Here is an 18,133-nt window from a genome sequence, read left to right as displayed (position 1 = left end):
GGAACTCCCTGAACTTATTTAGTACGTACCATCAGGCCGCTGTTTGCATCCTCTTTATACGCATAAGAAACTTTGCCCTTGCGGATTTCACCCATCACGATCATGGATTGTGTAATCGCTTCGTGATCTGTTTTTGTATAAGGCTTTTTATAGCGCGTGACGACCGTCGAGGTTGCTTCATATTTCATGTCTTCGAGTGCGTCTTTGATCTTTTCCGATTCAGTCGAGTTTGCCTGCATAATCGCCAGGCTCAGCAAACGCAAGGCATCGTAGGTCTGCGCCGCAGCCACAGCTGATGGGATGTGTTTGGCATTATTCAGACGCAGATAAGATAAAGAAAAGCTGCTGCTGCGTGTGGAATCACTTTCGATAAATGTCACTGGCATACGCGCACCTTCCGCATTGCCACCGGCAGTATCAGCAAAACTCTTTTGCGACAAAATCCAGCTGCCGACCAAGGGCAGATTCACTTTCGCCTTGCTCATACTGTTCGCGGCCGCTGCTGCTTCCGAAGACAGGCAATACAAGATAATGACCTGTGCACCAGCCTGCTTCGCCTGTGCCATCTGGCTGGTCATATCCTGCTCACCGATTTTCACACTCTGCACGCTGACTGGTGCCAGCTTACGTTTTTGCAGCTCAGCAACCAGATTATCTTTACCGAACTGACCATAAGGCGTGTCGTCATGCAGAATCGCGATCTGCGTCAGCTTACGTTTATCAACCACATCGTGCAGCATCGCAACCGGCTGAATACTGTCACTGGCCGATAAGCGGAACACATAACTGTGCGGAACTGCAGGCGGCATGAACTTAGTCAGACCAGCACCAGTCGCCACACTGACAATCAGAGGAATTTTTGCGTCCTGAAATACCTTCGCTGCTTGTAATGCCACGCCGGTATTAGCATAACCAACCACCGCTACGACTTTTTCTTTTTCTATCAGCTCTTTTGCCATCGCCACACCCAACTCTGGCTTCGCCTGATCATCGCGTTCGATGATTTCAATTTTGCGTCCGAGCACACCACCAATCTGATTCAGATCAGCCTGAAAAACACGCGCTCCGCCACGAATACTTTCCCCCATATCCGTCGATGATTTACCGGTGAAAGGGCCAATAACGCCGATGCGGATCGGCGGTTCTTCCGCGTGTACTGCGCCGCTCAGGCACAATAAAAGACCAGTCAGTAGCGAACGTAAGCGCATTTTTATCTCCAATATTATATAAACACCCCGGTATCCTGATACCGCAAACAACAGGGCAGATTTTCTCGTGCTGAGAACGTAACTGCGCACCATTTAGTTGTCAATTGGAAATATAAATTAAAAAACAAAATGCTTTCTTGATTTTCAACATAAATCGATGACTTAAAATTTCCGCAACACAATACGCATCACTACCTGCACTGTAGAAAATTTCTCGCATGGCTCCAAAATAGCCTGACCATCAGGTTTTTCTTCCATCAAAAATAAATGCTCAGCTGTTGTAATTTCACACATTTTTTTGACATGCTGATGACCACACGATTCCGACTGGACAATGCGTTTCACCGAAGCAAATTACGCCTGCACCTCATGGTACAGGCGAGCGACAGGAAAAAGAGCGGGGGTAAATTAAATGACAGAAACGCAGTCAGACACGCTCAGGCAATCTGATAACCTTGCTTCCAGACCCCCATCACAACGGGGATGCCTTCAATGATGCGGACGCGGATAAAATCAGCGCGTAGTCCGGGGGCGATCTGACCGCGATCCTGCAGACCTATCTGCTGTGCGGGTTGCAGGCTGACGGTGGACACGGCTTTCGGCAAAGAGTAACCATCGTCCTGCAGTAAAAAAGCGGCGTGCAGCAAGCTGGCGGGAACATAATCTGACGACAGAATATCGAGCAAATCGTGGCGCGCTAATTCACTCGCCGAGACGTTGCCGGAATGTGAGCCACCACGCACCCGGTTCGGCGCGCCCATGACGATGGATAAGCCATGCTGATGCGCAAACTGCGCTGCTTCCAGCGTGGTCGGGAATTCAGAAATCGTCACGCCGTCACGCACGCCTTCAAGCACGTGAGTGTGGGTCGTGTCATCATGGGTCGCCAGTGGAATACCGTGCGCCTGAGCGCGGCATAGCCTGACGATCTGCGCCCGGTTTTGTTCTGCGTACTGCTGCTGACGATCGCTCAGCACTTCCAGCATCTGATCGACTTTCTGGTGCGTCCAGCCGCGTTTACCGGTGACGTAGACGCGGTAATGTTCAAGGTCAGTCCATTGTCGTTGCCCCGGCGTGTGATCCATCAGTGACACCAGCCGCAAGTGTTCGTCATTTAAAAACGGCGTAAATAATTCCAGCAAACGCGCCTCTGCCAGCTCCAGTCGCAGATGCAGAAAATGATCGGTGCGCAGTACGCCCACCTGCCTGGCACAGGCCAGTCCTTGTACGCTGGCCTGCATCATTTGGGTACGCATGCTGTCGGGGTCGATATCGCCGATGGCAATCGCGTCCAGCACTGTCGTGATACCGGAACAAGCAATCTGTGCGTCATGCGCGATGATGGCAGGCAGCACCGGCCAGCTCACTTTCGGGCGCGGCATCAGATGCTTTTCTAAATTATCGGTATGTAATTCCACCAGACCGGGTAACAGATAATCCCCCTCCCAGTCAGCCCCGGTCAGCATTGCCGCGCCTGAATTAACGTCATCAATACGACCGTGGCTGACGACGATACCGCCTGTCAGCACCCGATCCGCGGTGACAACACGCGCATTGCGGATAGAAAACGCTGTATGCGAAGCAAAATTCATGAAGTACTGCATCCTTGAAAAACGGTGAACCATCTAAAAATCCGGGAAAAAAACCCGGTTATATCTGCGATTTTGCTGCGGCGATCAGATCGTCACAAAGTCCATGCGCAATGTTGTAATACCACCCTGTAGCCATCGGCATCTTCAAACGTCTTTCCGGTCACATCCCAGAAAGGATTCGCCGATCGCACCGGCAAAAAGCCCGCTTGTAGCATGCGCTCGCAGGCATGCTGCCATTCTGCCTCATCAGGCAGATAAAAGACCAGCAAATGATCCTGGCTCGGTGCCTTACATGCATACGAGTCGGCATGCTGAGTAAATTCCAGATGATAGTTGTGCTGCGGATGCCCGATGATTGCACCGTCAATACCGTCGTGATCGGCAAACTGGCTCAGCAAAACAAATCCCAGGCCGTCGATGTACATTCTGGTGATCACGCTCAGATGATCGGTGGGTCGCGCCACCCGCAGCACTGCTTTTCGTGAAATCATTTTATTCCTTGACTGCCTGCGTCACAGCGGTGCGTGGCACACGGCTTCGACATTATTCCCATCAGGATCTATCGTGAAAGCACCGTAGTAATCGGCATGATAATGAGGACGCAGGCCGGGTTGTCCGTTATCTTTGCCGCCGTGCGTCAGCGCCTCTGCATAAAACTGATCGACAGCATCGCGCGAGGCAGCGCTGAAGGCAACATGCCGCGGCGTCGATTTTTCTTTAGTTTCGATGATCCAGAATGTCGACTTTCCATTCACACCGAACGCGCACATCCGCTGTGTCGGAAAACCGGGGTTCCATTCAGCGACAAATTCTGTCTGCAAGGTATATCCCAATGGGGCAAAAGCGGCGGCATAAAATGTTTTCGTTGCCGGATAATCTGTTGCATAAGTGCTGAGGTGATCTATCATGAGTTCTCCCGGTTTTCAGATACAGGACTTACGTAAAGCTGCCCCAACAGCGTTATGACTCCTAGTCGTACTCTGCGTACTGTCTTCCTCGCCATGGTGTAGCCAGGGTTTCAGGCAACATGTTGCCTGCTGGCGAAACGGACATCGCTTAACAGCGATGTCGCCCAAAGCAGAAAAAAGCTTTTTTGCCTTGCTGGGGAAACTCTGCGTCTGTCCTATGGAATAAGAATGTTGAATGACAACGCATTCACCTCATACTATGTCATATCAGGCACAAAATATTCTTCTGGAATAGGCGCAGGCTTTGATTTTCTGTATTGAGAAATTTGAAAAATTTTAGAAATTCGCCAAACGGCCGCCAGATCAGCCGTCATCATCACACCACAAGGCTGCGCGCCGGGTGCGGATGGATGAAAAAAAATGAACATGCAAACACTGAGAAAAAACAACCGATGAGCACGACCAGTCACAACCACCCTCCGCAAACACGTTACGCATTGTATTTTGCGCCGGAACCAGACAGCCCGTGGTGGCAGGCTGGCTGCCGCTGGCTCGGGCGTGATCCAGCGTTGGCACAAGCACTGCCGCAACCTGCGTTCGACGGCGTGACTGTCGCAGAATTTCAAGCCCTGACCAGCGACGCCCGCCGTTATGGCTTTCATGCGACGCTGAAAGCACCGTTCAGGCTGGCTGAAGGCAGCACAGCCGCGCAACTCGATGCTGCCTTACGTGCATTTTGCCAGCACCAGCACAGCCTGATGATTCCGGCACCGCGAGTCGAATGGATGGGAAATTTTCTGGCGCTGCGTCCGCATGGCGACGTCAGCGCGGTCAATCGGTTAGCAATGGATTGCGTCAGTACCTTCGACCGTTTCCGCGCACCGCTGAGTGCAGCCGACATCGCCCGCCGCCAGCGGCATCCACTGAGCGAGCGGCAAATACAACTCTTGCAGCGCTGGGGTTATCCGTACACCGAAGAAGAGTTCCGTTTTCATATGACGCTGACCGATGCCTTGCATCAGTCAGCTCATACGGATCAGGCAGAGGCGATCTGGCAGGCTGCGCAAAGCTTCTTTACGATCGATGCGCCTTTGCAGTTGAACGACCTTGCGCTGTTCACAGAAAGCGCACCGGGCGCACCGTTTCAACTTATACAGCGTTATACCTTCGGCGCGGTAAACGACATTGCCGCAGGCGCATTGAATGAAATGAAATCGCAGTCATGACAAGCTCAGAAATAAACATCACGCACAACTCAGAAAACACCGCCACAACGCCACGTCATATCGTGCTGATTCCCGGCTTCATGTGCGATGCCAGTCTGTGGCAGGAAGTGCTGGGCGGCTTGCAGCAACTCGGCACGATGTCGTTTGCTGATCTGAATCAGGGCACCGACATCGACGCGATGGCGGATCGTATCATTGCGGATCTGCCCGAAAAATGTGTGCTGATCGGCTTTTCTCTTGGCGGTTATGTCGCCCGCCGTATTGCTGCGAGAGCGCCGCAACGCGTCAGTCAGCTAGTGTTACTGAACACCTCGGCGCGCGCCACCAGCGCCGAAGAAATCGCCCGTAATCAGCAGCAAATCAAGATGCTCAAGGTCTTTCCGTATAAAGGTCAGACCATCACCTCATTGAAGCGCGCACTGCACCCGGCGCGTAGCGACAAAGCCTTGTTACTGCAACATCTGCAAACAATGTCACTGACACTGGGCGCAGATATTTTTATGCAGCAGTTAAGCATCATCCGGCAAGATGGACATGCCGATTGCGCGCAGATTGCTTGTCCGGTGCTGGTCGTCGCCAGCCGCGAAGACCAGATGCGGCGCTTGCAGGAAGCCGAAGATATCGTCGCCGCGCTGCCTGATCCGACTTTCCGCATCATCGACGATTGCGGCCACATGTCGCCACTCGAACAGCCGGAAATTTTGCTGGAATATCTGCGCGATTTTTTGTCACGGACCAGCTAGAAAATGTGCTGAAAACAGGCTCAAAAACGGCTTTTTTGTCTTAAAAATACTGGGGGGAGTATATTTTTAAGCCCAGCATTGACGCTGAGAATAATGCCAAATCGCCATATACTCCCCCTAAATGTATAAAAATGCAGAAAAAGCCGGAAATTTTTCCGGCTTTTTTCGTTCTGGCTGCTGACCTGAAAATTACCAGGCGTAAGCGGCTTTCGCATAGAAATAACGACCATTGAAACCGTAAGGCGAGAAGGTGCTGTAAGGCAAAGTGCCGCCGGTATTCAGGTTGCCGTTCGACGTCACCTGATCCGGATATTTGTCGCCCAGGTTATCGATGCCACCGGTCAGCGTCCACTTACCGATGCGATAGCTGGCAGAAATATCGACCACCACATTCGCACCATAAGTCTGATCCAGCGTTGCATTATTTTGCGGCGAAACGAAGCTGCCGTAACGGGTTGCCTGCGCGCGCGCCGTCCATTGATTGACTGCATAATCAGCGCTGAAAGTCAGCTTGTCTTTTGGTGCCGAATCCGTCGCGCGCAACAACGATTGCCGGTCGATCAGCAACAGGTTATTTTGTGCCAGCACCGCCGGATTTGCTGCCACATGGCTGACGGTGGTTTTGTTGTGGTTGTAACCCAGCGTCAGCCCGAGTTTATCGCTGCCAGTCAGGCTCAGCTGATAAGTGCCGACGATATCGACACCACGTGTTTGTGAATCCAGCGCATTCGTGAAATAACGCGCCGCACCGACCAGCACGCCCTGCTTCGCCAGCACGCTTTGCAAGGCGGCGGGCAACACCAGATTACCGGAATACAAAATGCGGTTATCAATATCGATCTGATACGCATCGACGCTCAGCGAGACATTTTTATTCGGCTGCAATACCGCGCCCAGACTGTAGTTGCGCGATTTTTCAGCTTCCAGCGGTTTCGCACCTAAGGCTTTTGCGGCTGCCGTGGCAACGCCGAAAGTGCCGGTATCAACCAGTTGCGACGTACCGTTAATGGTGATCAGATTGGTAGTTGAGATCGTGTAATTCTGTTGTGCTAACGATGGTGCGCGGAAGCCATTAGACGCCGCACCGCGTAACGCAAATTCCGGTGTCACAGCAAAACGGCCCGATAATTTGCCGGAAGTGACGCTGCCAAAATCGCTGTAATTTTCATGCCGCACAGCGACTGAGGCGCTGAGTTGCTTAGTCAGTTCGGCTTCAACGTTCGCATACACCGATGTGCTGTGGCGGTTATAACTGCCTGCATTCGATGGCTGGAAGCCGGAGAAACCTTGCGCACCGCTGCCGAAATATGAATTCGGCTCACCGGCGCTGATCTCATACTGATCGCGCCGGTATTCGGCACCAACCGCCAGTGTCAGCGGATTTGCCAGACCGGCAAATTCAAATTCTTTGGCCGCATCGAAGTTCGCCAGTGTCTGCGAATTTTTCAATTTACCAGCGTAAAAACTGGTCGGGCTGGCCGCACCTAAACTGAGGTTGACGCTGTTATTCACATCGAGGCTGAATTCATTTGATCCGTAATTCGCACTCGCATCCCAGCGCCAGCCATCGACCCGACCTTTGATTCCGACGACAGTGGATACATCCGTATTTTTCGCCGCTTCATTCGGTAAAAACCCTTGCGGATACAGCGGTGTGCGCAAGGTCGTGCCGCTGGTGTAAGCCGTGCGCCAGGTCGCCGCCGCATCTGAATCACGCTGGCTGACGTTTGCAAACGCATACAGTTCAAGATCATTATTCAGCGGCAATGACGCATTCAGCCCCAGATTAGTTTGCTGTACTTTCGGGTCGCCTTGTTTCTGCGTGACCTTGCCATACAAAGGCTCGGCCGGATTACGCAGATCAGCACCCGCGCGGTTGGTTTCGCCCTGATATTTTTGTTCCGCGGTAAAACGTACCCAGCCTTTGTCACCCAGTTGGGTACCAAAGTTGGCACTCAGCGCACCTTGCGTGCCATCGCCTTTGCTGTATTGTCCGCCGCTGGCCTGCAGCTCGCCACCCTCCGCACCTTTTTTGAGGATGATATTGATCACACCGGCAATCGCATCTGAACCGTATTGCGCTGCGGCGCCATCGCGCAGCACTTCGATTTTTTCAATTGCAGAAATCGGAATGGTATTCAGATCTGCGGGTGAAGAGCCGCGCCCGGCGGTGCCATTGACATTGACAATCGCTGTCGTGTGCCAGCGCTTGCCGTTGACTAACACCAGCGTCTGATCCGGCGACAAGCCGCGTAATTGTGCCGGACGACTCGCAGAAGTGCCGTCAGCGACAGCAGGGCGCGGAAAATTCAAGGAAGGCAGCAAGCGGCTTAATGCCGTTCCGAGTTCACCAGTGCCGCTGGCCTGCAGATCTTTACTGCTCAGAATATCGATCGGTGCTTCAGAATCAGAAACCGTGCGCTTGATGCTGCGCGTGCCGGTGACGATGACGGTATCGGCCTCAGCAAGCTGCGTTTGTTGGGCATGTACAGCCGGAGCTGCCAGACCGCAAAACAATGCGCCGATCAGCAAACTGATGGAACGACGGGGAACAGGGATAGAAACAGTGTGTTGCGCACGCATGAATAACCTCTTTGATATTTGAAAAAACAAAAACCTGTCATGCAGCCTGAAAAAATTGCCGCGATGGAGATTCATGCTACGTGCTGAGGGCTGGCTGCCCAACGACCTTTTTTTACTTAGAAAAGATGAAAAAGATATATGGAATATGAAAAAAGCCACGAAAGAATCATATAAAACCCAGATGATAAAAAATATTTTCGACTTATTTTCGCAATAAAAACAAGCACTTATACACCCGTCTCTGAGCCTTTTTTTGTCTATGAAAACCGCTGGTTTTTTGGTCGTGCGACGCGTCAATTTTTCGCACTCAGCACTGACAGGTAGCGAAAATAAAATTAGGTGATTGTTGTTTTACCGTGTATATTCCGTCTCGTACTTGCATCAAGTCCTTATATTGTTGGTCCCAATTCCGCATAGCTGTATCCTCTGGCTGTTCTGTTTTTTCTCCTCCGGTTTTATTTCTTGGTTTCAAGTGCCTCGAAGGCAATTTCGCCTATGTTTCACGTAAAGGAATAAAAATGAGTAATCAAACAGGTATCGTAAAATGGTTCAACGACGCTAAGGGCTTCGGCTTCATCGCTCCTGATGCAGGTGGTGCAGATTTGTTCGCCCACTTTCAGGACATTCAATCAAGCGGCTTCAAAAGTCTGAGCGAAAATCAGCGCGTTTCTTTTGAACGCACGACAGGCCCTAAAGGCGACAAAGCAGGCAATATCCAGATTCTGGCTTAAAGTCTCCCGGCATATTCCGGCAGGCGATGCTTGCCAGAACAGCGCCAACCGTTTTTGCTGTGATGAAAAATTTGTTCTGCAATACCGGCCAGTGACACCATGCAGATAGCATGGGTTGCTGATGAACAAAGTCTGACCGTTACAGCAAACCTTCGCATACCGGTACGCTGCTCTCACGCAGTGCACTCTGGCGGCAATCAATTCTCACCGGCTGGTGGCACCATACAGATAGTATGGGTTATCGGAAAATGGTGTAGTTGATCAGTGAGTTTTACTGGAAAGCATCTGCTTTTTGCTATGCAATCGTCCATCTCTTTTTTACTGATGCGTGTGCATCATGAAAAAATGCGTTGGTCGATCTTGCGAAGGTACGCATTCGTTTTGCCCTCTGAGGTTGCCAGTATTGACTGACAACACAGAAAAAAAGTGACTCACCACGACAAGCACCGCGCAGATAGCACGGGCATTGTTACAGTCAGTGGCACCACGCAGATAGCATGGGTTGCTGACGAGTCACTGCAATGAATGGATCGCCCACCGCATGGTGGGCTTTTTGTTGTCTGTCGCTTTTGTTTTAGCCGATCAGAACGAGCGCAGATATAAGGTTTGTGCGTCTGTGCAGATTGCACTGAATTATTTTTTGCCAGCTTATTTCTTACCAGCGACTTCCGCCAGATAGCGCGCCACCAGTTTGATTTCTGCATCAGTCAATCCGGTAATCACCGGCATTTCACCTATGCCGTTACGCACTGCTTTTTCCACCCGTACCGCATCCGGCTTCAGCTCGTCCAGGTCGGGGCCGCCTTCTGCATACGAATCTGCATGTTTCAGGCTATGGCACATTGCACATTTCGGCTCGGCTTTCTGATTGAAGATTTTCTTTCCTTCGGCTATTACATCTTCGGCGCCCGCAATACCGGTACCAAGCAAACTCAGTGCGACAAGACCACAAGAAATATACAGGCGAAAAGCAGGCATAACAGGCTCCTCAGATTACTGTAAAAATATGCGAACCGCAGCGACGGTGACGACGGGATTTTCTTCCTGCGGAACATGGCCGAGTTCATCAAACATAATCAGCTTACTGTTAGCAATATCACGCTGAAACCACTCTGCGTTTTCCGGCGGTATCAACTGATCTTTGCCGCCCCAGAGTATCAGGGTCGGTACACGGATCGTTTTGATCAGTTCAGCATGATCGCCGATGGCAAGCTGGCTGATGCGCTGACGTAAAGCGGGGCGGTTTCCTTCGCGCAGCATCATCGCTTCATAGCGATCAACTAAGGCTGGCGTAACTTTTTCCGGACGCGCATAAACATTCTTGACGCTGGATTCAACCATAGAGCGCGGCAGGCAGTGATCCATCACCCACGACATCATCGGCATGCGCGCAATCTGAAAACCAACCGGTATCGATTTTGGTGTGAACGCGTAACCTGCTGCATCCACCAGAATCAGTTTATCGACCCGCGCCGGTGCAGCGGCAGCGACTTCCCAGGCAATTTCGCCACCGAGCGAGTTACCACCCAACACGACTTTAGACAGATGCAAGCTATCCATCAGATCCAGAATGAAACGCACGTACGCCGTCGTGCTGTAGTCACCTTCCTGATTCGGCCCGGTCAGACCAAAACCGGGTAAATCCATGGTGATCACGCGGCGTTCTGCTTTCAGGGCTTTCACCCACGGTTCCCAAGTATGCAGGCTGGATGAGGTGCCATGGATCAACATCACCGGAACGGGATCATCCGCCAAGCCTTCGTCGCGGACATGCACTTGCAAACCATGAACATCAATGAATTTTGAAGGTGCGGGTGCCCATTTTTGTTTCAGGTCATCGACTGATTTGTCTGGTGCCCAGGCGATCGCCAAACCCAGAAACAAAGCACCTGCTAACAAGATAAAGAGACTCAGGACAGCCAGAGAAACGCGATGACGGACACTCATTGATGACAGAAAAAAACAATTCATTAAAAGAGCAAGATTATAGGACGCATCGCCTTTTGCCTGTCGGGTTTCTTCGCTGAAAAAGAACCCGGCAGTGCAACAGAATTACTGTGGTGCGCCGCCCAGACGAATGAGGCGACCAGAACCACCGATAGTTTTAGTAACGACAGGATCGCCATAGAATTCGATTTCGCCGGACCCGCCGACAGTCACATCCAGCTTATGATGCACCCAGGTGCGGACATGGCCGGAGCCGCCGATGCGGATACGTACGTCATTGGCTTCCAGCGCTTCCATCAACAGCGAACCGGAGCCACCGATTTTTCCGCTGATTTCGGTTGAGGCGCCTGCGGCACTGAAACTACCGCTGCCGCTGATATCGATTTCCAGTATTTCAGTGCGCAAATCCTGTACGCGGACATCAGCAGAGCCACTGATCGCAATATGCAGACCGGGAATCTGTAGTTTTTCGGCATTCACCTTGCCCCAGCCGCTGATTTTCAGCTCCGCCAGATTTTTCAGATACACGGTAATCTTCAGTGTCTTGCTGTCCGGATACACGTTTTTCTGCTGCGGTCGTATTTGTAAGGCACCGCTCTCGACCGCGACCTCAATCAGGCTCTGTAAATTATCATCGGTCTCGATCTCGACGCTTTCTTTTTCTCCCTGCCGCAACTCCAGATATGCCGGAATATTGAGTGCAATTTCATTAAACCCACTGGCCGCTCTGACTTGTTTCTGGATATTGCCGGAACCAGTGACAGTTTTTCCCTTGCGAAAAAAATCCAGCCAACCGGCACTCGCAGGCACTGTCGTTGCCAGCAACACAGCAGCAATAACGGTACGTCGTAATGATGAAATTTTCATAGGAGGGGCTCCGGCAAAATGAGCAAAACAAAGAGCGACAGTGTAGCCGCATGTGACTGCAGCGAAAAGCAGATTCCGGGTCAGAGATCATTCGCCAACAGCCAGGATGCCGGAAGGAGACTACCGCTTATCCGACACGGCAAATTTGCAGCCAGCACATCGCATACCAAGATCAGCTTATCTTCTTGCGGACGGCGGGGCTTCGGCAGCTTCACCGTTTTTTTTCTTTTCGGACGACGCAACAGATTTCACCTGCACCACTTTACCTTTACCTTTGCATGGGCTGTCCGACCAGACGACGCGGCCATCGACCTCGCATTTGAACACCGGCGTCTGCGCCACACTGATCATAGGAAAAGCCAGAGACAACACCAGAACACTCAGTAATTTATTCATTCTCGTTACCTGATTGATATATTGCAGGATGCGCGCATCGCCGCGAATAGCGTACGCCGGCAAACCGGACGGACACCTCATTTTGTTAAAAATTAAGCAATTATAAACTATGCACCCCATCTCTCTGCCGAAATCAGGATAATCAGGGCAAATTTTGCAATCGCGCATCTCTTAAAAAAAGCCCGCATAAAATAAGGCCTGCAAAGCATTTTCATGCCAGCAGGCGCATAAAATCGTGGACTCTTGTCAAGTAAGATCACACCGCCATCATCATTACAGCAGATGCAAGCGTCTGGCTTCCTGTGTCAATTCCGCGCGGAAATCCGGATGAGCAATCGCGATCATTTCCTGCGCACGTTGCTTCGCCGATTTACCGCGCAACTGTGCAACGCCGAATTCGGTAACAACATAGTTAATATCATTTTTACCGGTCGTAACATGAGTGCCCGGAGTCAGTGTCGGCACGATACGGGTGATGCTGTCGTCTTTCGCCGTTGCGGGTAAGACGATGAACGCCTTGCCATCGCGGGAACGGTTCGCCGCCCGTACGAAATCGACCTGCCCGCCTGTGCCCGAATACGGTACAGGCCCAAGACTTTCCGATCCGCACTGTCCCAGCAAGTCAATTTGCAAGGTCGCATTAATCGCGATCAGCTTGTCATTTTTGGCCGCCAGATACGGATCATTGGTAAAGTCCACCGGATGCATTTCCAGTGCCGGATTGCGATGAATAAACTGATACAGTTTTTTTGAGCCCAGTGCAAAAGTGGCGATCATTTTTCCCGGCATGAATGTCTTTTTGCGGTTAGTGACGGCGCCACTTTCCACCAGTGTCATGATGCCGTCGCCGATCATTTCCGTATGAATGCCAAGATCATGCTTGTTCGTGAGTTGCATCACCACCGCATCAGGAATACCACCGTAACCGATCTGCAGTGTCGACCCATCATCAATCATATCGGCCACATATTTGCCTATCACCTCTTGCACTGGCCCTATCACCGGCAGGCCGACTTCAGTGACGGCTTCATTGCTTTCCACCAGTGCCGCGACCTGGGAAATATGAATATGACAGGAGCCATTCGCAAACGGCACATTGGGATTCACTTCCAGCACCACTGCACGCGCTTTGGCAATCGCTGCCATCGTGTAATCAGCTGCCAGACTCAGGGAAAAATAGCCATGCTCATCCATAGGAGAAGCCAGCGTAAACACGACATCGGAGGGAATCATGCCACGCTCGATCAGCATCGGCATTTCTGAAAAATAACTGGGTATAAAATCGATATCGCCAGCCTGTCCACCGGCACGCGATGCTGCGCCGAAAAAGAATGCGACATGGCGGACATGTTCCGCCGTCGACGGATCAAAATAGCCAAATTTTCTGATCGGTAAAATCTGCGCCACCTTGACATCGCGGAAGCGGCGACGTTGTTCCGATAAGGCAGACAATAAAGCCGGTGGCTCACCGACACCGGTTGGTACGACAATGAAATCACCATCTCTCACCTGATGGATGGCGTCTTCCGGTGAAAGATGTTTTTGACGATACAACTCCTGTACAGACATCATGGTTTGGCACTCTCTAAGGTGTTAATCAGTTGGTCTCCTGCTCGTGACCATGTTAACGTCAATTCATGTTGCAGCGCAGTCATGCGAACGACATTTGCACCAAATTTGTGCTGGCGCAAAAGAACCTGATGATCTGCTTGTCAAAGCGACTTCATGTAATATCCATCAGCCTTCGCAGGTATGTGAGTTATTGGCCTGCTGTCATTTTTCTCAGGAATACACCTTATGTTCACGAAGTCTTTTTCCTATTCAATATTGTTTTATGCCGGTTTACTGATTTCAGCCTTACCTGCGGGTGCGCAGCTTGCCGAACAAAAAAATACTCAGCAACAACCACAGATCAAGGAAATCGTGCAGCAGATATCTGCACAGCGCATTGATGCATACATTCGTAAGTTAGTCAGTTTTCATACCCGCCATACGATGTCAGAAACACAGTCTGATACCGTAGGCATCGGTGCTGCAAGACGCTGGATCAAAGCGGAACTGGAGCGCTGCAGTAACGGACAGCTCGACGTGCAATTCGACAGCTATGTCGAAGCAGGTGGCCGCCGCATCAACAAACCAACCGAGATTGTGAATGTGGTTGCGACCCTGAAGGGGAAAACAGACCCCGGCCGTTATTACGTCGTCAGCGGGCACTATGATTCACGCGCTACTGATGTGATGGATGCCACGTCATTTGCGCCCGGCGCGAATGATGATGCGTCGGGCACTGCAGCCGTCATGGAAATGGCATGTGTAATGGCACAACATCGTTTTGATGCGAACATCGTTTTCATGGCAGTCGCGGCGGAAGAGCAAGGTTTGTACGGCGCCACGCACTGGGCAAAACAAGCCAGAGAAAAAAAGATGAATATCGCCGGTATGTTCACGAATGACATTATTGGCAGTTCACGTTCAGAACACGGTGAGGTCGATAACAAATCGGTGCGCCTGTTTGCAGAAGGAATACCGGCTGTCAAAGAAATACCGGACGCGACCCGCAATCTGATTGCCACCGGTGGTGAAAGCGATTCGCTCTCGCGCCAGCTGGCGCGCCACGTCAAAGAAACCGGTGAGCGCTATGTACCCGGCTTTACTGTGAATATCATCCACCGGCGCGACCGCTATCTGCGCGGTGGCGATCATATTCCTTTCCTCGAACAGGGTTATGCCGCACTGCGCTTTACTGAACCGAATGAAGATTTCAATCATCAGCATCAGAATGTCCGTATAGAAAATGGCGTGCAGATGGGTGACTTACCGGAATTTGTCGATGCTGATTACACCGCAAATGTTGCCCGCGTTAACGCGGCTGCATTAGCCAGCCTGGCGCTGGCTCCGGCGGCTCCGGCACAGGTACAGATGAAAACCTCACAACTCGAAAATGACACCAGCATGCGCTGGAATGCCAATACTGAAGCCGATCTTGCGGGTTACCGCATTGTCTGGCGAGACACGACCAGCAGCGTCTGGCAGGGCAGTATGATGGTGGGGAATGTGCTCTCCTATACCGTTAAAGGAAAATCCAAGGACAATTATTTCTTTGGCGTACAGGCCGTCGATACAGACGGCAATATCAGCGTCGCCAGCTACCCTATGCCAGAAAAAAAATGAACAAAGACTCAGCCATCTCACGCTGACACCAACGAGGATGCCGAAATATCGGCATAATCAGCACTCTCTTTTTACACTGGGAATTAATATGATTGAAGTTCACCACCTGAAAGAATCCCGTTCACGCCGTATCACCTGGATGCTGGAAGAATTAGGTCAGGAATATGCGGTGATCAGCTATGACCGCGATCCGCAGACCCGGCTCGCGCCGCCGGAACTCAAGAAAATTCATCCGTTAGGAAAAGCGCCGGTGCTGCGCGATAAAGAAGAAATTCTGATCGAATCCGGCGCGATTCTCGAATACCTGATCACTGAATATGGCAACGGCAAATTCGTACCGGAAAAAGGCACGCCGGATTACTACCGCTATCTGCAATTCATGCACTATGCCGAGGGATCGGCCATGCTGCCTTTGCTGCTGAAGCTCTACGTCGGTCGGCTCGGCGAAGCAGGTGCGCCATTGCATCCGCGTATCAACAGCGAAATCGCCAATCATCTTGGCTATCTGAATGCAGAATTAGAAGGGCGCGATTTCTTCGTCGGTAATGAACTCACCGGAGCAGATGTCCAGCTGTCTTTTGTGGTGCAAATCGGCGTCAGAAGTGCCGGACGCGCAGCGTTTCCGAATCTGACGCGTTTTGTCGATATGATAGAAGCACGCCCTGCCTACCAACGCGCGGTCGAAAAAAATGGCGAGTAAGCTTTGCCGCTTCACCCGCCAGTCTTAGCAAGCACTATCAGCCGGTCACAATTTGACATGCTATCCGGCAGCCAGATTGTGACAGCGCAAAACATCAATGCTGGCGGCGGTAAGCGCACCACGCCAGCATTGCCCAGCTCAGCAAAAATGCGACGCCACCCACCGGCGTAATCGCACCGAGGATGCGCAAACCAGACAACGCCAGCGCATACAGGCTGCCACTGAAAATAACGATGCCGGACAACATCGCCCATGCCGCATACCCCAGCAAACGCTCATTCCACTGTGTCTGCAACAAGCTTAACCCCAGCAAACCCAGTGCATGCACCATCTGATACTGCACCGCCGTCTGCCATATCGCGAGCATGTCGGCGCTCAGCACCGACTTCAACCCATGCGCACCAAATGCCCCGGCACCGACTGCAATCAACATATTCAACGCGGCAATACTGATCCAGTGATGGGGTCTCATGCTATTGCCTCATGATCTGCGCTTTTCGTAATCAGTTTGCGCAGGAAAGGAATCAGTAAAATCAATACGACGCCAACGCCGACTGCGCCCCAACCCAGCATAGAAAAAATATGCTGATACGTCGGATTCGTGGAAGTGGCCATGCCTTCACTGGCCTCAGGAATCATGCCGGAAAAATAGCTCGCTAGGATTGATGCGGTACCTGTCGTCAGCATCCAGGTGCCCATCATCACACCCTGATACTTCGCCGGTGTGAGGCGACCTATCATGGCGTAACCGACCGGCGAAATCAGCAACTCTGCAACGCTTTGCAACAGGTAGCTGATGAATATCCAGCGGAATGCCACCAGACCGTTGCTGGCAGCGAAACCTATGCCCAGCGGCAGTACCAGAAAGCCGACGCCAATCAACAGTAAAGCGGCAGAGAACTGCACCGGTACATCAATCTGCCAGCCTTGATCGCGTAATTTTTTAAACAGTATCGCCATCAGCGGACCACCGACCATAATGACGAAGCTATTGATGTTCTGTATCCATTGCGGTGCGATTTCTATACCCCAGACCATGCGGTCCACATTATTCACCGCAAACAGTTGCAAGCCCATCGGTGCCATCTGATACAAAGTCCAGAACACCAGTGAACCTATGGTCAGCAGAATGTATGCCGACATATTCCGCTGTTCGCGCTGATCCTTGTGTCTGAATGTCAGATAGGCGATGACCAAAGCGATACCGACACTGATGATCAGCACCAGATTGCCGGTCAGCTCGGCTTTATGCAGCATGAAATAAATCACGGGTACCAGACCAAACAAAATCGCCAGCCCGACCGCCAGACGTTTTTTGAATTCCACAGGCGTTACCTGCAACAATGGCGTATTCAGATCGACCAGCCGCTTCCAATTCAACAGCGCCAGCACAATCGCCATAAAATTGCCTATCGTCGCAAAAACAAACAGACCGGCATAATCTTCGAGCAGCTGAAAGTGACCGGCAGCACTGAAGCCGACAAAAAAGCCGAGATTCATCCCCGCGTAATTCCACAGAAACGCACTCTCGCGTCTGTCGTCTTCTGGCTTAAAGCGCTGGGTCAGCATCATGTTAATGCAGGTCACATTCAGACCACTGCCGGTCAGGAACAATCCCAGCCCCCAGTACAACTGCTCCGCACTGCCGAGTGAAATGCAACCACAGCCCAGCACCTGCAATACCATACCGCCGACAAACAGATTGCGATTGCTGATGAAACGTCCGCCGAGGTAACCGCCGAATAAATGCAGACCATAATTGAACGCGCCAAACACTCCCATGATGGCGGTGGCTTCTTTGACTGAAAAATTCAGCTTCTTGGTTGCGTACAGCACCAGCGTCGAATACAACACCGCGAAACCGAGTGTTGCAAATATCTGAATGAAAAACAGGGCTGCCGAGCCCTCAGGTATATTGGCAAGCTTTTGTTTAATCGTGGACAAAATGTGCTCCTTTGAATGTCGGTTGCATTGTAAAGCAGAGCGCTGGCATCCTGCTCTTTTCCGGATCAGGAAATAAAAAATGGCCGACTTGCGTCGACCATTCTTTTAAGTAGTCAG

17 protein-coding genes are annotated in these 18,133 nt (G+C 51.5%); 5 read left to right on the top strand and 12 right to left on the bottom strand.

The genetic code is table 11. The features are described 5' to 3' along the window. Window positions 1–14: 14 nt before the first annotated feature. From ACOTSW_RS10425 to ACOTSW_RS10410, 4 genes are all read right to left on the bottom strand, one after another. Window positions 15–1,208 (bottom strand): ABC transporter substrate-binding protein, encoded by a 1,194-nt coding sequence (locus ACOTSW_RS10425; RefSeq protein WP_423679015.1) that lies wholly within the window; start codon window positions 1,206–1,208, stop codon window positions 15–17. 437 nt (window positions 1,209–1,645) lie between these two features. After that, window positions 1,646–2,800, bottom strand: coding sequence for an alpha-D-ribose 1-methylphosphonate 5-triphosphate diphosphatase (locus tag ACOTSW_RS10420; RefSeq protein ID WP_423679014.1), 1,155 nt, complete (start codon window positions 2,798–2,800; stop codon window positions 1,646–1,648). A gap of 92 nt (window positions 2,801–2,892) precedes the next feature. Next, window positions 2,893–3,291: a VOC family protein gene (locus ACOTSW_RS10415; protein WP_423679013.1), complete on the bottom strand. Its 399-nt coding sequence runs from the start codon at window positions 3,289–3,291 to the stop codon at window positions 2,893–2,895. 21 nt (window positions 3,292–3,312) lie between these two features. Then, window positions 3,313–3,708, bottom strand: coding sequence for a VOC family protein (locus ACOTSW_RS10410; RefSeq protein WP_423679011.1), 396 nt, complete (start codon window positions 3,706–3,708; stop codon window positions 3,313–3,315). Window positions 3,709–4,160: 452 nt separating this feature from the next. Between ACOTSW_RS10410 and ACOTSW_RS10405 the strand changes: the two genes are divergently transcribed. Both ACOTSW_RS10405 and ACOTSW_RS10400 read left to right on the top strand, forming a co-directional pair. Then, window positions 4,161–4,934: a DUF1045 domain-containing protein gene (locus ACOTSW_RS10405; RefSeq protein ID WP_423679010.1), complete on the top strand. Its 774-nt coding sequence runs from the start codon at window positions 4,161–4,163 to the stop codon at window positions 4,932–4,934. Further along, window positions 4,931–5,677, top strand: coding sequence for an alpha/beta fold hydrolase (locus ACOTSW_RS10400; protein WP_423679009.1), 747 nt, complete (start codon window positions 4,931–4,933; stop codon window positions 5,675–5,677). Before ACOTSW_RS10405 ends, ACOTSW_RS10400 begins: the two co-directional genes overlap by 4 nt. A 189-nt stretch (window positions 5,678–5,866) precedes the next feature. On the opposite strand, the gene ACOTSW_RS10395 is transcribed toward ACOTSW_RS10400, so the two are convergent. Continuing rightward, window positions 5,867–8,260 (bottom strand): TonB-dependent receptor plug domain-containing protein, encoded by a 2,394-nt coding sequence (locus ACOTSW_RS10395; RefSeq protein ID WP_423679008.1) that lies wholly within the window; start codon window positions 8,258–8,260, stop codon window positions 5,867–5,869. Window positions 8,261–8,778: 518 nt separating this feature from the next. Here ACOTSW_RS10395 and ACOTSW_RS10390 point away from each other — a divergent pair. Beyond that, window positions 8,779–8,991: a cold-shock protein gene (locus ACOTSW_RS10390; protein ID WP_200179576.1), complete on the top strand. Its 213-nt coding sequence runs from the start codon at window positions 8,779–8,781 to the stop codon at window positions 8,989–8,991. Window positions 8,992–9,639: 648 nt separating this feature from the next. Here the strand turns inward: ACOTSW_RS10390 and ACOTSW_RS10385 are convergent. The 5 genes from ACOTSW_RS10385 to ACOTSW_RS10365 all read right to left on the bottom strand — a co-directional run bounded on the left by ACOTSW_RS10385 (window position 9,640) and on the right by ACOTSW_RS10365 (window position 13,770). Next, the gene (locus ACOTSW_RS10385) at window positions 9,640–9,969 is read right to left on the bottom strand and encodes a c-type cytochrome (protein WP_423679007.1); all 330 of its coding nucleotides are present in this window, start codon (window positions 9,967–9,969) and stop codon (window positions 9,640–9,642) included. A gap of 15 nt (window positions 9,970–9,984) precedes the next feature. Then, a complete protein-coding gene (locus tag ACOTSW_RS10380) occupies window positions 9,985–10,938 on the bottom strand; it encodes an alpha/beta fold hydrolase (protein WP_423679006.1) in 954 nt (317 codons plus the stop codon). 105 nt (window positions 10,939–11,043) lie between these two features. Then, on the bottom strand, window positions 11,044–11,805 hold the full coding sequence (locus ACOTSW_RS10375; protein WP_423679004.1) for a head GIN domain-containing protein: 762 nt from the start codon (window positions 11,803–11,805) through the stop codon (window positions 11,044–11,046). Between the two features lie 177 nt (window positions 11,806–11,982). Further along, window positions 11,983–12,201: a hypothetical protein gene (locus ACOTSW_RS10370; RefSeq protein WP_423679003.1), complete on the bottom strand. Its 219-nt coding sequence runs from the start codon at window positions 12,199–12,201 to the stop codon at window positions 11,983–11,985. Window positions 12,202–12,474: 273 nt separating this feature from the next. Further along, entirely contained in the window at window positions 12,475–13,770 is a 1,296-nt protein-coding gene (locus ACOTSW_RS10365; protein ID WP_423682296.1) for an acetyl-CoA hydrolase/transferase family protein, read from the bottom strand. Between the two features lie 228 nt (window positions 13,771–13,998). Here ACOTSW_RS10365 and ACOTSW_RS10360 point away from each other — a divergent pair, with 228 nt between their 5' ends. Beyond that, a complete protein-coding gene (locus tag ACOTSW_RS10360; protein ID WP_423679001.1) occupies window positions 13,999–15,372 on the top strand; it encodes a M20/M25/M40 family metallo-hydrolase in 1,374 nt (457 codons plus the stop codon). 88 nt (window positions 15,373–15,460) lie between these two features. Next, window positions 15,461–16,072: a glutathione S-transferase family protein gene (locus ACOTSW_RS10355; protein ID WP_423679000.1), complete on the top strand. Its 612-nt coding sequence runs from the start codon at window positions 15,461–15,463 to the stop codon at window positions 16,070–16,072. Window positions 16,073–16,166: 94 nt separating this feature from the next. On the opposite strand, the gene ACOTSW_RS10350 is transcribed toward ACOTSW_RS10355, so the two are convergent. Both ACOTSW_RS10350 and ACOTSW_RS10345 read right to left on the bottom strand, forming a co-directional pair. Next, the gene (locus ACOTSW_RS10350; RefSeq protein WP_423678999.1) at window positions 16,167–16,544 is read right to left on the bottom strand and encodes a DUF423 domain-containing protein; all 378 of its coding nucleotides are present in this window, start codon (window positions 16,542–16,544) and stop codon (window positions 16,167–16,169) included. Beyond that, complete coding sequence (locus ACOTSW_RS10345; protein ID WP_423678998.1) at window positions 16,541–18,016, bottom strand: peptide MFS transporter; 1,476 nt, start codon at window positions 18,014–18,016, stop codon at window positions 16,541–16,543. The genes ACOTSW_RS10350 and ACOTSW_RS10345 overlap by 4 nt, the downstream gene beginning before the upstream one ends. Window positions 18,017–18,133: the final 117 nt, after the last annotated feature.

The sequence above is a fragment of the Undibacterium sp. WLHG33 genome (assembly GCF_049544815.1).
Classification (GTDB): domain Bacteria; phylum Pseudomonadota; class Gammaproteobacteria; order Burkholderiales; family Burkholderiaceae_D; genus Undibacterium.
The sequence above is the reverse complement of the archived record's forward strand: the minus strand, read 5'-3'. Positions and strand labels throughout refer to the sequence as shown.

What these genes read in the sequence shown, in the direction of transcription:
- ACOTSW_RS10425 (WP_423679015.1), bottom strand. Translation starts at nt 1,208, where the DNA reads ATGCGCTTACGTTCGCTACTGACTGGTCTTTTATTGTGCCTGAGCGGC.
- ACOTSW_RS10420 (WP_423679014.1), bottom strand. Translation starts at nt 2,800, where the DNA reads ATGAATTTTGCTTCGCATACAGCGTTTTCTATCCGCAATGCGCGTGTT.
- ACOTSW_RS10415 (WP_423679013.1), bottom strand. Translation starts at nt 3,291, where the DNA reads ATGATTTCACGAAAAGCAGTGCTGCGGGTGGCGCGACCCACCGATCAT.
- ACOTSW_RS10410 (WP_423679011.1), bottom strand. Translation starts at nt 3,708, where the DNA reads ATGATAGATCACCTCAGCACTTATGCAACAGATTATCCGGCAACGAAA.
- ACOTSW_RS10405 (WP_423679010.1), top strand. Translation starts at nt 4,161, where the DNA reads ATGAGCACGACCAGTCACAACCACCCTCCGCAAACACGTTACGCATTG.
- ACOTSW_RS10400 (WP_423679009.1), top strand. Translation starts at nt 4,931, where the DNA reads ATGACAAGCTCAGAAATAAACATCACGCACAACTCAGAAAACACCGCC.
- ACOTSW_RS10395 (WP_423679008.1), bottom strand. Translation starts at nt 8,260, where the DNA reads ATGCGTGCGCAACACACTGTTTCTATCCCTGTTCCCCGTCGTTCCATC.
- ACOTSW_RS10390 (WP_200179576.1), top strand. Translation starts at nt 8,779, where the DNA reads ATGAGTAATCAAACAGGTATCGTAAAATGGTTCAACGACGCTAAGGGC.
- ACOTSW_RS10385 (WP_423679007.1), bottom strand. Translation starts at nt 9,969, where the DNA reads ATGCCTGCTTTTCGCCTGTATATTTCTTGTGGTCTTGTCGCACTGAGT.
- ACOTSW_RS10380 (WP_423679006.1), bottom strand. Translation starts at nt 10,938, where the DNA reads ATGAGTGTCCGTCATCGCGTTTCTCTGGCTGTCCTGAGTCTCTTTATC.
- ACOTSW_RS10375 (WP_423679004.1), bottom strand. Translation starts at nt 11,805, where the DNA reads ATGAAAATTTCATCATTACGACGTACCGTTATTGCTGCTGTGTTGCTG.
- ACOTSW_RS10370 (WP_423679003.1), bottom strand. Translation starts at nt 12,201, where the DNA reads ATGAATAAATTACTGAGTGTTCTGGTGTTGTCTCTGGCTTTTCCTATG.
- ACOTSW_RS10365 (WP_423682296.1), bottom strand. Translation starts at nt 13,770, where the DNA reads ATGTCTGTACAGGAGTTGTATCGTCAAAAACATCTTTCACCGGAAGAC.
- ACOTSW_RS10360 (WP_423679001.1), top strand. Translation starts at nt 13,999, where the DNA reads ATGTTCACGAAGTCTTTTTCCTATTCAATATTGTTTTATGCCGGTTTA.
- ACOTSW_RS10355 (WP_423679000.1), top strand. Translation starts at nt 15,461, where the DNA reads ATGATTGAAGTTCACCACCTGAAAGAATCCCGTTCACGCCGTATCACC.
- ACOTSW_RS10350 (WP_423678999.1), bottom strand. Translation starts at nt 16,544, where the DNA reads ATGAGACCCCATCACTGGATCAGTATTGCCGCGTTGAATATGTTGATT.